This is a genomic window from Parafrankia sp. EAN1pec (assembly GCF_000018005.1).
In the GTDB taxonomy this organism is placed as follows: domain Bacteria; phylum Actinomycetota; class Actinomycetes; order Frankiales; family Frankiaceae; genus Parafrankia; species Parafrankia soli.
The window spans coordinates 7,238,317-7,251,776 of the sequence record NC_009921.1; the positions used below are offsets into that span (position 1 = coordinate 7,238,317).

7 protein-coding genes are annotated in these 13,460 nt (G+C 74.7%); all 7 read right to left on the reverse strand.

Annotated features, from left to right (window positions below; genetic code table 11):
- Window positions 1-123 precede the first annotated feature (123 nt).
- Window positions 124-1,860, reverse strand: coding sequence for an AMP-binding protein (locus tag FRANEAN1_RS29400; protein WP_020463384.1), 1,737 nt, complete (start codon window positions 1,858-1,860; stop codon window positions 124-126).
- Window positions 1,857-6,893: a salicylate synthase gene (locus tag FRANEAN1_RS29405; RefSeq protein ID WP_020463385.1), complete on the reverse strand. Its 5,037-nt coding sequence runs from the start codon at window positions 6,891-6,893 to the stop codon at window positions 1,857-1,859. The genes FRANEAN1_RS29400 and FRANEAN1_RS29405 overlap by 4 nt, the downstream gene beginning before the upstream one ends.
- The gene (locus FRANEAN1_RS29410; RefSeq protein ID WP_020463386.1) at window positions 6,890-7,135 is read right to left on the reverse strand and encodes an MbtH family protein; all 246 of its coding nucleotides are present in this window, start codon (window positions 7,133-7,135) and stop codon (window positions 6,890-6,892) included. Before FRANEAN1_RS29410 ends, FRANEAN1_RS29405 begins: the two co-directional genes overlap by 4 nt.
- A gap of 92 nt (window positions 7,136-7,227) precedes the next feature.
- Window positions 7,228-9,006: an ABC transporter ATP-binding protein gene (locus tag FRANEAN1_RS29415; RefSeq protein WP_020463387.1), complete on the reverse strand. Its 1,779-nt coding sequence runs from the start codon at window positions 9,004-9,006 to the stop codon at window positions 7,228-7,230.
- Window positions 8,999-10,741 (reverse strand): ABC transporter ATP-binding protein, encoded by a 1,743-nt coding sequence (locus tag FRANEAN1_RS29420; RefSeq protein ID WP_020463388.1) that lies wholly within the window; start codon window positions 10,739-10,741, stop codon window positions 8,999-9,001. The genes FRANEAN1_RS29415 and FRANEAN1_RS29420 overlap by 8 nt, the downstream gene beginning before the upstream one ends.
- A gap of 191 nt (window positions 10,742-10,932) precedes the next feature.
- The gene (locus FRANEAN1_RS29425) at window positions 10,933-12,042 is read right to left on the reverse strand and encodes an iron chelate uptake ABC transporter family permease subunit (RefSeq protein WP_083788361.1); all 1,110 of its coding nucleotides are present in this window, start codon (window positions 12,040-12,042) and stop codon (window positions 10,933-10,935) included.
- Window positions 12,043-12,079: 37 nt separating this feature from the next.
- Window positions 12,080-13,183: an iron chelate uptake ABC transporter family permease subunit gene (locus tag FRANEAN1_RS29430; protein ID WP_347176806.1), complete on the reverse strand. Its 1,104-nt coding sequence runs from the start codon at window positions 13,181-13,183 to the stop codon at window positions 12,080-12,082.
- Window positions 13,184-13,460 lie beyond the last annotated feature (277 nt).

The following is a 13,460-nucleotide window of genomic DNA, read 5'->3' on the forward strand; positions in this document are numbered from 1 at the left end:
GACAACGCCGAGGCACGACGGCGGCGGTGCGGGAGACGGGTAGAAAAATGCGATGGTCGGCGATGTTCCGACGGCGCCCGCCGGGAGGCAGGGGCGAGCGCCGTCGATGTCAGAGCGGAAGGCTCAGGGGTCCAGCCAGCTCCGCAGCTCCCGCTTGTCGATCTTTCCGACGGCGGTGAGCGGGAACTCGCCGACGACCTCGAGCCGGTCGGGGAGCATGAACCGGGCCAGGCCGCGCTCCTGCAGGTAGCTCTTGACCTGCTTGAGCCGGAGGGCCTCGCCCGGCGCGAGGACCACCACCGCGCAGACGCTCTCGCCCACGTCCGGGTCCGGCATGCCGACGACCGCCACCTGCCCGATCGCCGGATGGGTCAGCAGGTGCTCCTCCAGCTCACCCGCGGACACGTTCTCGCCACCCCGGTTGATCACGTCCTTGACCCGGCCCTCGACCACGAGGTGGCCGGTCGGGAGCTGGCGGACGAGGTCGCCGGTGCGGAAGTACCCGTCGCCGTCGAAGACGGCGCAGTTGTGCTCGGCGGCCCGGTAGTACCCGCGGATCGTGTACGGCCCGCGGGTCCACAGCTCGCCCACCTCGCCCGGGACCACCCCGGCACCGGACCCGTCGAGCACCCGGACCTCGTCGGCCGCGGCCAGCGGCCGGCCCTGCGTGGTGAACACGAGCTCGTCCGGGTCGTCGAGGCGGGTGTAGTTCAGCAGGCCCTCGGCCATGCCGAAGACCTGCTGGACCTTCGCCCCGAGGGTCGGCGTGATCCGCCGCGCCAGGCCCTCGTCGAGCTTGGCGCCGCCCACCTGGACCAGCCGCAGGCTCGTCGTGTCCGGCCCCTCCCACCCGGCCGCCTCGACCCACAGCCGGGCCAGCGGGGGGACGAGCGCGGTGACGGTGACCCGCTCGCGGGCGACCAGGTCGAAGGCGACGTCCGGACTCGGGGAGGGAGCCATCACGACCGTCGCCCCGACGCCGAACGCGCCGAGCAGCCCCGGGCAGGCCAGCGGGAAGTTGTGGGCGGCGGGCAGCGCGACGAGGTACACGTCGTCCGCCGTCAGCCCGCAGACGTCCGCGCTGGCGCGGGCGTTGTAGGCGTAGTCGCGATGGGTGCGCGGGATCAGCTTCGGCTTGCCGGTGGTGCCGCCGGAGATCAGCAGCACCGCGATACCGCCCGGATCCGGTCGCTCGGCGCCGAGATCCGGGCCCGCCCCGCCGCTACCGGCGTCGTCGGTAGCGGCGCCGGCCGCGGTGACGGAGACAGCACCGCCGGCCGCCCCGGTCCGTGTGCCGCCGCCGGACCGGGCGGCGCGCCCGGCCGCGGCGAGCGCCGACAGCGCGGTGAACGGGCCGGGCTCACCGGCCACCAGGACGTGGCGCACGGCGGGAACCGCCTTGGTGACCTCCCGGGCCAGCTCCCGGTAGTCGAAGCCCTCGTGCCGGTCGGCGATCACATAGCCGACGGCGCCCGAGAGCCGCGCGAGGTGCTCGATCTCGACCCTGCGGTGGGCGGGCAGCGAGAGGACGCCGATCGCGCCCCGGCGCAGCAGCGCGAACAGCACGGTCACGAACTCGGCGCGGTTGGGCAGGTGCACCACCACGTGGTCACCGGGACCGATGCCGATGGTGGCCAGCCCGGCGGCGAGATCGTCCACGGCCGCGTCCAGCTCGGCGTAGCTGATCCGGTCGGGTCCCGAGACGAGCGCCGTCGCCGGCCCGAAGCGGCGCGCCCACTCCCGCAGCAGGTCACCCAGGGTCTGGTCGCCCCAGTACCCCGCGTCCCGGTAGCGCCGCTCGAGCTCCGCCGGCCAGCGCGTCCAGCCCTCGTCCACCGGCGCCGGCGCCGGGGCGGTCACGACGCACCGCCGGAGTCGGCGGGGAGCGTGTCCGGGTCGACCAGCTCGGCCGCGACCTCGTCGTCCGACATCGCCGCGATCTCCAGTGCGATCGCGGCGACCCGTTCCGCCCGGCCGGGGACGGTGTCGGCGGCGCGGATCCGCTCGGCGAGCGCGGCGACGGTCGGCGCCCCGAACACCGAGCGCACGGTGACGGCGGCGGTGTCCAGCTCGTCGCGCAGCCGCGTGACGAGCGCGGTGGCGAGGACGGAGTCACCACCCAGCGCGAAGAACTCGTCGGTGATCCCGAACTCGGCCACCCCGAGCACCTCGCGCCAGACGTTGTGCACGACCCGCTCCAGGTCGGTGCGCGGCGGTGCGTGGTCGGCCGCCCGGCCGGCCACCGCCCGCTCGACGGCGGCCGTCACCGCCCGGCGGTCGATCTTCCCGTTGGCGGTGAGCGGCAGGCTGTCGAGCGCGACCACCAGGTCCGGGACCATGTGCGGCGGCAGCGCGCGGCGCAGCCCCTCGCGCACGGCGCCGGCGATGCCCGCGCCGTCGCCGGAGCTCTCGCCGCCGCCCCCGCCGTCGTCGGCCTCGCCCGTGGCGGGGGTGGCCGGCACGACGCCGGCGCCGAGCACGACGCCCCCGCCGAGCACGGCGGACCGCCCGGACGCGCCGCGCACGAGCACCGCCACCCCCGCCCGGACCTCCGGCAGCGTGGTCAGGGCTGCCTCCACCTCGCCCAGCTCGACCCGGAAGCCGCGGATCTTCACCTGGTCGTCGCGCCGGCCGAGGAAGTCCACCGTGCCGTCCGGCAGGTACCGGGCGATGTCACCCGTCCGGTACCACCGGATGCCGGTGTGCTCGACGAAGCGGTCCGCGGTGCGCTCGGGATCGCCCAGGTAGCCGCGGGCGACGCCGTCACCGCCGATCCAGAGCTCCCCGGCCACGTGGTCGGGGCAGTCTCGGCCGAGCGGGTCGACCACCCGCAGCCGGACGTTGCGCAGCGGCGTCCCGTAGGGGACCAAGCGCCACTGCGGCGGCAGCGGGGACGCCCCCTCCACCTCGCAGATCGTCGAGTGGATGGCCGTCTCAGTCGTGCCGCCCAGGCCCAGGAACCGGCAGCCCGGCACCGCCGCGGCGAGCCGGCCCGGCAGGTCCACGCCCACCTTGTCGCCGCCGAGCAGGACCGCCCGCAGGCTGTCCCCGAGCGCCACCCCGGCGGCGAGGACGAGGTCCAGCACCGTGGGGACGCAGTTGAGGACGGTCACCCGGTGGTCGCGGATCAGCTCCGCCCACCGGCTGGCCTCCCGGCGGGAGTCCTCGTCGACGAGCGCCACGGCGCCGCCGGCCGACAGCGGGGCGAAGATGTCGAACACCGAGAGGTCGAAGTCCAGCGCCGACACGGCGAGCGTCCGGTCGTCGGTGCCCAGGCCCAGCCGGTCGATCAGGTCGGCGATCGTGTTCATCGCCGCCCGGTGCCCGACCTCCACGCCCTTGGGCTGACCGGTCGATCCGGAGGTGAAGAGCACGTAGGCCGGCCGGTCCAGCCCCCCGAGCTCGCCGGGGGCGGCGAGATCCGGTACCGGCGCCGGCTCGGCGGGCTGGTCCGGCGCCAGCTGGACGACCCCGGCGGGCACGCCGTCGCGGTGCGACTCGGTGATGAGCACCCCGAACCCGGCGGCGGCCGCGATCCGCTCCACCCGGGCGGCGGGCTGCTCGATGCCGACCGGCACGTACGTCGCGCCCGCCGCCAGGACGCCGAGGACGGCGACCACCTGGGACGGCCCCTTGGGCAGGCTGACTCCGACCAGGTCGCCGCGGCGCACGCCGTGGCCGGCCAGCGCGCCGGCCAGCCCCAGCGCCCGGCGCCGCAGCTCGCCGTAGGCCAGCGAACCCGGGCCGCCGGCGGTGTCCCACAGCAGCGCGGGGGCGTCGGGGGCCAGCACGGCGTTCTCGAAGAACCCCTCGTGCAGCAGCCGGGTCGGCACCGGCCCGGCGGTGTCGTTGGCCGCGGCGCGGATGGCACGGGCCGGTTCCGGCACCAGGCCGTCGACCGCCGTGTCCCAGGTGCCCGCGGTGTCGGCGAGGCCGCGCACCAGCCGTTCGAAGGCGCCGAACATCGCGTCGACCACGCCCGGGGCGAACTCGCCGTCGCGGACGTCCCAGTTGACGAGCAGGCCGCCGTCCAGCTCGGTGACCTGCGCGTCCAGGAGCACCTGGGGGCCCTGCGAGATGATCCACACCGGGTCGCCGAAGTGCTGGCGGACCCCGGGGCCGAACAGCTCCCCGAGCCCGAGCGCGCTGGTGAACACCACGGGCGCCAGCACCTGCTCGCCGGTGCGGCGGGTCAGGTCGCGCAGCACCTCCACACCGGAGTAGTCCGCGTGCGCCGCGTCGGCGTGCAGCCGGGCCTGGACCTGGCGCACCCGGGTCGCGAACGGCTGCGGCTCGGCCAGGTCGACCTCGAGCAGCACCGAGCTCGTGAAGTCCCCGACCACCTGGTTGACGTCCGCGTGCACCTGGTCGCGGTCGAACATCGGCACGTTGAGGACGAACCGGGACTCGGTGCTCCACCCGGCGAGCACCTCGGCGAACGCGGTCGCCACCGCCATCGCCGGGGTGACGCCCCGGCTGTGGGCGGCGCGCTGCAACGCCTGGCGCGCCGACGGCCCCAGGACGAAGTGACGCCGCGTCACCCGCGGCGGCTCGCCGGTGGAGCCGGTAGCGCCCGCCGTGCTCGCGGCGCCGGCGCTCGAGGCGGTGCCCGCGTCGTCGGGCGAGGCCAGGCGGGGCAGGCCGGGCGCGCCGGGCAGGCCCGGCAGCCGGCCCTGCCACCACTCGGCGGCCGCGCGCGCGGCGGCGCGCCTGGCCGGGACCCGCGCGGCGCGGTACTCGCGATAGGTGTAGCCCAGCGGCGGGTGCTCCTCGCCGGGACGGTCGTAGAACCGCGCGAGGTCGTTGAGCAGCACCCGGTAGCTGACGGCGTCGGCCGCGACCATGTCGACGTCCAGGTGGAGCCTGGTCCGGCCCTGCGGCAGCAGGCTCAGCGCGGTGGCGAACACCTCGCCGTGCTCGATGTCCAGCATCTGGTGCGACATCCGGTCCCGCACCGCGGCGAGCCGGGCCTGGGTCTCGGCCTGGCCGAGCTCGCGCAGGTCGTGCACGGTGAGACCGCGCCAGCCCGAGGTCGCCTCGACGACCTGGCTCCCGTTGTCCGTGATCCGCACGCGCAGCATGTCGTGCCGCGCGACGAGCGCCTCGATAGCCGTGCGCAGCCGGTCGACGTCGACTCCCGCGCCGTCGAACTCGGTGTAGAGGTGCGCCGCGACCTCGCCGAGCGGCTGCCCGCCGTCCCGGCCGACCCAGTAGGCATGCTGCATGAGCGCGAGCGGGAACTCACCGGCCTCCGCGCGGGCCTGCGCGCCGTCGTCCGCGCCGGCGGGCTCGGTGGGCGCCCGCATCGACAGGAGCTTGCACCAGCCGTCGACGGTCGGGTTCTCCGCGAGCTCGGCGAACGAGACCGCCATCCCGGCCCGGCGCCAGCGGCCGACGGCCTTCATCAGGGCGATGGACTCCAGGCCCAGCTCGAACAGGTTCGCCTCGTTGCCGATCGCCGACGGATCCTCGTCGATCAGCTCGGCCACGATGCGGCGGACATCCTCGAGCTGGTACCCGGGGGTGCCCGCCCGCGCGGCGGGAACAGCCGGGGCGGCCGGCGCGGCGGGCGCCGCGACCAGGAAACGGCTGACGCTGCGCAGCTTCTCCCGGGTCTCCTCCGCCTCGCGGTCGGGGTCGGAGTGGCCGACGATGCCGGCCCCGGCGCGCAGCCAGGTCCGGCCGTCCTGCTGGAACACCGTGCGCAGCACCAGCGCCGCGTCGAGCCCGCCGTCGGAGTCAGCGATCAGCACCGCGCCGCTGTACAGGCCGCGGAGCTCCCCCTCGTAGTCGCCGATCACCGCGCACGCGACCGGCTTGGGCACGCCGGAGGCGGTGATGGAGGGGAAGACCGCGCCCAGTGCGTCCCAGGCGTCGCGGCCGGCGGCGAGCCGGCCGGCCACCCGCGAGGCAAGGTGCTGGACGCTGCCGCGGGGCAGCACGTTCATGAACTGGTCCACGACCACCGACCCGGGCCGGCAGACCTGGAGCAGCTCGTCCTGGCAGGCCTGTACGGAGACAGCGTGCTCGTAGATCTCCTTGGGATCGGAGAGCAGCACCTCGCGCAGATCGCGGTCGACGGCGGGATCGCCGGTCAGCGCCCGGGTGCCGGCCAGCGGCTGGGTCGACACCAGGCCGTCCGCGGACACCTCGACGACGGTCTCCGGGCTGAACCCGGTGGCCCGCAGGTGGCCCGTGTCCACGATGAACGACCGCGCCGGGTTGTTCCCGGCCCGGCCGACCTCGTAGGTGGCCACCAGGTCGACGTCGCCCGCCACGGGCACGACGCGGGAGAGGATCACCTTGCGCAGCCGTTCGGCGCGGATGTCGGCGACGGCCGCCGCGACGATCCGGCGGTACTCGTCGACCCCGTGCTCGAGGTCGACGACGGCGCGCGGGGCGCTGGCCGCCGGCGGGCCGCTCGGCACGGCGGCGAGCAGCTTGGCCAGCTCCGCCAGATCGGCGGTGTCGACGGCGCGCAGGACGGCGACCCCGTCGATCAGCCGCACCTCCCGCCGTGGCACGATCACGTGCAGCAGCGGATCGTCGCCGGCCGGCACCGGCTGGCCCTGCAGGAGCAGGCTGAGCTCGAACGCCGCCCAGCCGTAGGCCCGCCACCCGGTCGCCTCGAGGCCGCCGAGGACATTCGCGACCTGGCGCAGCGGGGTGGCTCCGGTCGGCTCGGACCGCCAGTCGCCGCTGCCCGTCCGGTGCCTCACCTCGGTGGCGCTCAGCACGACCTCGGCGAGCACCCCCGAGCCGCAGGACCACTCTCCGTCGCGCTCGTAGAGCACGAACGGCGCGGCCAGCCCGCGCGCGAGACCCGCGGCGGCGGCCTGCGGCGCCTGGTCGAGCGGGACCGACCTGCTGCGGTAACTCCCTTGCGCTCTCACCGCGACGCGGAGACGTCGGAGCCGGCCGCGTCCTTCTCCATCTGCTCAACCAGGCTGCGGGGACGCAGATCGGTCCAGTTGGCCTCGACGTAGTCGAGGCACGACTGACGGGTCTCCTCGCCGTGGACGACGGTCCAGCCCGCCGGCACCGCGGCGAAACTCGGCCACAGCGAGTGCTGACCCTCCGAGTTCACCAGGACGAAAAAGGTGCCGTTCTCGTCGTCGAAGGGATTCGTCGACATGACTGCCGTCTCCTCGGGTCGCGCCTACAGGTAAGGCCCACCTAAGCGGCGGTTAAGTAAGGCTAGCCTAACTCCTGTCGCTTTGTCAGCCGTTACGACCGATCGGTTGTGACGTGCCCGTTCTGTGGCTGACCGGGTACAGAGAAACCTGGCTCGTCAACCACGCCGGACACAACACCGGCCACATCACCGGCGACAATCAGCCCGGACGCAAGGCGCACCCGCCGCGGCAGCCGGTCGATGGTGGACTGCCGGTGCGCGATGACGATCAGCGTCCGTCCGGGGCGGATGCGCTCCACCGCGGTCTCGAGCCGCCGCGCGACGGCGGGATCCAGATCGGCGGTGGCCTCGTCGAGCAGCAGCACCGGCGGGTCGACCAGAGCGGCCCGCACCAGGCCGACGAGCTGCCGCTCACCGGCGGACAGCAGCTCCCCGCGCGAGCCGACGGAGGCGTCCAGCCCGCCGGACAACCCGGCCACCCACTCGGTGAGGCCGAGGGCCTCCACCGCCCGCTCCATCGCCGCCCGGTCCGGCTCGCCCGGGGCCAGCGCCAGGTTCTCCGCCAGCGTTCCGGTGATGATGTGGACCTGCTGGGGGACGAGGACGATCCGCCGGCGGATCTCGGCTGCCGGGACCGTCCGCAGGTCGACCCCGCCGAACGTCACCAGGCCGGCGTCCGGCTGGTAAAGGCCGCACAGCAGCTTCGCGAGCGTCGTCTTCCCGGAGCCGGTGCTGCCCACCAGGCCGGCGCGGTCACCAGCCGGGAACCGCACCGAGACGCCGCGCAGCACGTCGTCGCCCTCCGCGTATCCGAAGCGCACGCCGTTCGCGACGAGCTCGCCCCGCGGCGGCAGCACCGCCCGCGCGGCGGCTGTCTGGGCCGCTTCGGTCGCGCCCAGCAGGTCGGCCAGCCGGGCCAGGCCCACCTTGGCGGTCTGCAGCTCGCCGACCAGCCGGGAGAGCCCCATCATTCCGTCGAACAGGTTGCGGGTCGCGAGCACGAACACCACGACCGTGCCGACCCCGAGGTGGCCGGCCCGGGCCAGCCACACGCTCAGCAGCAGCAGGACCGCGGTCGCCAGCCCTTCGAGGAGGTTGAACAGCTCGAGCCGGTTCTGAGCACCGATCGTCGCGTTCGACGCCCGCAGCAGCTCGTCGTTGTCGCGGCGGAACCGGTTCACCCATTCGCCCGGCCGCCCGGCCACCACCAGAGCCTCACCGGCCGCCAGGGTCTCGGTGAAGGTCGCGGTCATCGCGGCGTCGGCCGCGGCCTGCCGCCCGAAGACCACCTTGGCCGAGGCGTTGAACCACCGGATGACCCCCACCGCGGCGGGGAGGAACAGCAGCACGAGCACCAGGGACAGCAACGGCGAGTACACGATCAGGACGGCCGTCGTCAGCACGACGGTGAGTGCGAGACCGAGCAGGTTGGGCAACTGCTCCCGGATGAACAGCGACAGGTCGGCGATCTCGCCGGTGGCCCGGCGGAGCAGGTCACCGGTCCGATGCGCCTCCACGAACCGCAGCGGGGCGCTCGCCAGCCGCTCCACCACGAGATCGCGCAGGTCGTGCACGATCCGTTCGCCCGCGCGGGCGAGCACCACCTCCGACCACCGCAGCAGGAGCAGGCGGGCGAGCACGACCACGACGAGCAGGGCGACCGACACCCACAGCGCCGTGCGGTCGTGCGCGAGCACCGCGTCGACGCCGCGGCCGACGACCGGCGCGATCGCGACGAGGGAGGCGGTGCTGGCGATCGTGCCCATGATCGCCAGCACCAGGATCCGCCGGTGCGGGCGCAGGTGGCGCAGCGCCCCGCGCCCCGCGCCGCGGACGTTCGGCTCGTCGGCGAGAAGACGCACCTCAGCCACGGTTACCTCCGGCGGGCAGCGCGGCACCGTCACCGGGCAGGGAGCTGTCGTCGTCTGGAAGCACGGCACCGCCGCCGGGCGGCCCGCCGGCGGCGCCCCGGTCCGGCGGGTGCAGCGTGACCGTCCGGTCGGCGGCGGCCAGCACCGCGGGCCGGTGCGAGATCATCACGATCGCGGCGGCCGGGTTCCAGGCCCGCAGCCGCTCGAGGACCGCCGCCTCGGTCTCCGCGTCGAGCGCCGATGTGACGTCGTCGAGCACGAGGACCGCCGGGCGGCCGAGCAGGCCGCGGGCCAGTGCCAGCCGCTGTCCCTGCCCGCCGGAGAGCGTGCCGCCGCGCTCACCGAGCACGGTGTCGTACTGGTCGGGCAGGCTCATCACGAACTCGTCCAGCGCGGCGGCGTGGCAGGCCGCGCGCAGCTCGGCCAGCTCCAGCTCGCGACCCAGGCGCAGGTTGTCCGCGACGGTCCCGGAGAGCACGAGCGGGCGCTGCGGGACGAGCCCGATCCTGGCCAGCACCTCCGTCCGGGCCGCGGCGCGCAGATCCACGCCGCCGAACGTCACCGTCCCGGAGTCCGGGTCCTCGAGCCGGCACAGCAGGTGGGCCAGGGTGGACTTGCCCGAACCGGTCGGCCCGGTCACGGCGACGAGCTCGCCCGGAGCCGCCCACAGCTCGGCCGGCCCGAGGACGGTGCGCCCGTCCCGGCGGACCACCACGCCGCCGGCGTGCAGCACGCCGCCGGCCGGCAGCGGCACCGCGTCGCGGTCGTCGGCGGCCGTCCCCGGGAGGTCGAGCACCTCGGCGATCCGGCCCGCGGCGACGCGTGCCTGGCCACGCCCGGTCAGCAGATCCACCAGGACGGCGATCGCCAGCGCCAGCGTGGCCATCCAGGACGTGAAGGCCACCAGGCCGCCGACGGTGATGTCGCCGTTGATCGCCGCGGCGCCGCCGATGCCCAGACCGGCCGCGATCGCCAGCCGTGGCAGGGCCGCAGGGACGGACGACCACCAGGCGGAGACCCCGGCGACCCGCAGGGCCGTGGAGGTGACCGCGCCGGACAGGTCGTGGTGGCGGCGGACGAGCACCCGCTCGCCGCCCAGCCCGCGCACCGCGGCGCTGGCCGCCAGCAGATCCTCCACCGCGTCCGCGCGGGCGCCGTGCGCCTCGGACAGCGCCTCGTTCGCCGCGTCGTAGCGGCCGGGGAAGAACGCGTTCGCGAGGCCGACCAGCGGAAACGTGACTATCACGATGACGAGCAGCATCGGGTCGAGCAGCCCGGTCGCCGGGAGGACCACGACCACGGTCACCACGACCCGCACCCACAGCCCGAGGTTCTGCACCCACAGCCGGATGAGGTCGACGTCCCGGGTGACGCGCATCGCCAGGTCACCGCGGCCGAAGCGGGTCAGGGCCGGCCGGTCCAGCGTCACCACCTTGCCCACCAGCGCTTCGCGCAGCGAGTGCGCGATCCGGTTCGCCGTGACGCCCGACCACCACTGCCCGCCCGCCCCGCCGAGCAGGAAGGCGATCGAGACCAGCGCGGTGATGAGTGACCACCGCACCGTGGCCGCGACGTCCAGCGGGGTGATGCCGTCGTCGAGGGCGTGCTGGACGCACCAGGGCAGTGCCAGCATCGCCACCTGCTGCGTGAAGGTTGCCAGCGCGCTCAGCGAGAGCAGTCCGGGCATCGAGCGGAGCTGCGCCCACAACACGGTGTTGCCTGCCGACATGGCCATCCAGGACCGCTCCAGGGTGGGTGCTGAGCCAGGGCACGCGAGTGGCGCCGTGGTGACGCGTCCCGGTGCGCGGGCCAAGAAGAGACGAGAGTTCGCAGAGTCGGCGACAGACCACACCAGCGACAAAACTTAGGTAAAGATTAATTAAGTCGCAGGTCAGCGTCAACCGATGGGCCGGCATGACGGCGTGCTCAGAGCCCCCGCCGCTGCCGGGAGAGCAGCCAGACGAGGTAGATCCCGCCGACCGCGTTGGTGGCCACGCCGACCGGGAGCTGGGTGGGCGCAAACGCCCGCTGGGCGGCGAGGTCGCTCGACGCGACGAGCAGCGCGCCGAGCAACGCCGTCGGCAGCAGCGCGGCGCCCGGCGACCTGGCCAGGTGCCGGGCCAGTTGCGGCGCCGCCAGGGCAACGAAGCCGATCGGGCCGGCCGCGGCCGTCGCGCAGGAGGCGAGGGCCGCGCCCACCGCGAGCAGCGCGAGACGGCTGCGCTCGACCGGCACGCCGAGCGCCTTCGCGGTGTCGCCGCCCATCGTCAGCATCGACATGCGCCGTCCGTAGCAGGCTGCGGCGGGCAGCAGGACGGCCACCGCGACGGCGAGCGGGCGGACCTCGTCCCAGCCGCGGCGGTTCAGGCTGCCCAGCAGCCAGGTCTGCGCCGTGATCGCGTCCCCGAGGGTGGCCCTGGTGATCAGGTAGGAGTTCAGCGCCGTCAGCATCGCGGCGGCCCCGATCCCGACCAGGATGAGCCGCGGCCCGGCCACCCCGCGCCGGAACGAGAGCAGGTAGATCGCCACCGCCGTCACGACACCGCCAGCGACGGCACCGAGCGAGGTCTCGTAGACGGTGCCGTGCAGCACCAGGATGACGACGACCGCTCCGGTCGCCGAGCCGGCCGTGAACCCGATGATGTCGGGGCTGCCGAGCGGGTTCGCGGTCATTGTCTGAAAGATCGCCCCGCTGACGGCCAGGGCGGCGCCGACCATCAGGCCGGTCAGCAGCCGCGGCAGCCGCAGCGTGACGACGACGAAGTCCGTCCCGGCGCTGCCCTGGCCGCGCAGGCTGTCGAACACCTCGCGGGGCGAGACGGCGTACTCCCCCGTGATCATCGTCGCGACGCAGACCGCGGCGAGGACGGCGAGCAGCGCGCCGCAGACGGCGACCGAACGGCCGTCCACCCGCAGGGACAGCCGGTCGGCACGGTCCCGCAGGACCCATCCACGCGGCGCCAGGCCGCCCGCCGGCAGGCCCGCCACCGAAGCCACCCTCGCCGCCTCCTGCCCGTCCGTCGTTGTCATCGCCATCGCACTGTCATCGTCATCGCATCGGTGTCCGGTCCGCTCACAACCGGCCCAACCGTGCTCGACGGCACAGCACGATGAAGACTGGCGCGCCCACGAAGGCGGTGACCACACCCACCTCGAGCTCGGCGGGAGCGATGACCACCCGCCCGAGGACGTCGGCGGCCAGGAGCAACACCGGCGCGAGGACCGCGGAATAGGCGATCACCCACCGCTGGTCCGGCCCGCAGATCGTGCGGGCGACGTGCGGCACAGCCAGCCCCACGAAGGTGATGGGGCCGGCCGCGGCCGTCGCGGTGCCGCAGAGCAGGGCGATCGCGAGCACGCCCAGCGCCCGCGTGCGCACCAGGCCGACACCGAGCCCGTGCCCGGCGTCATCGCCCAGCGCCATCGCGTTGAGCGGGCCGGCGATCGCGAAGGCGACGGCCAGCCCCACGCCGGCGAACGGCGCGAGCGCGCCGAGCTGGGACGATCCAGCGCCGGCCAGGGATCCGACGTCCCAGAAGCGCAGCCGGTCGAACGTCTGGTGATCCAGGAAGGCGACTCCGTAGGTGAACGCGCCGAGCACCGCGCTGAACGCGGCCCCGGCCACGACGAGCCGCTCGGGCGCGACGGCCGCCCGTCCGGTGGCGCCCAGGACGTAGACCGCGCTCGCCGCGACGGCGGCACCCGCCATCGCGAACCAGACGTAGCCGGCGGGGGTGGTCACGCCGAGAAAGGACACCGCCGCGACGACCGCGGCCGAAGCGCCGAGATTGACGCCGAGGATGCCCGGGTCGGCCAGCGCGTTGCGCGTCAGCGCCTGCGCCAGCGCGCCGCCGACCCCCAGCCCCACCCCGGCGACCAGGCCGACCAGCGTGCGCGGAACCCGCAGGTCGTGAACGATGACCGCGGTCTCCGACCGGTCGTCGTGCCACAGCACGCGCCAGACGTCCGACAGCGGCAGGTGGTTCGCGCCGACGGCGATGCTCAGCATGCCGACGACGGCGAGCAGCCCGAACGCCAGCACGAGTCCGGCCGCACGCGGCGGGCGCCAGACCGGCGCGTCAGCCGGCTCCCGGGCGCGCCCGTCCGCGTGCCCCGACAGCTGTGGCACCGGCATGGTCTGCTCCGCGGCCACCCGGACCACCGCTCCCTGATTCACGGAGGCTATTTAGGGCAGGCTAACCTTCTCCAGTCAACCGCTGCCATGAGGAGCGACGGCCGCGGGCCCGACCGTTTCGGACCGACCTTGACCAGGGACGGAGCTGCCCACACGATAAGTGAGGCTAACTTAATCGAATCGGGGTTGCGGCGCTTTGGGTACAGGACGTAGACAACCACGGACTCCCGCGCCGCGCGCGGCGCGGGAGTCCGGAGGCAGCGGGACGGGCGAGGGCGTGGCGGCGGGCGACGTAGCGGCCCCGGCCGGCTCGGTGACC

Coding starts and splice junctions, on each gene's coding strand:
- FRANEAN1_RS29425 (WP_083788361.1), bottom strand. CDS start 12,042: ATGGCGATGACAACGACGGACGGGCAGGAGGCGGCGAGGGTGGCTTCG.
- FRANEAN1_RS29410 (WP_020463386.1), bottom strand. CDS start 7,135: ATGTCGACGAATCCCTTCGACGACGAGAACGGCACCTTTTTCGTCCTG.
- FRANEAN1_RS29420 (WP_020463388.1), bottom strand. CDS start 10,741: ATGGCCATGTCGGCAGGCAACACCGTGTTGTGGGCGCAGCTCCGCTCG.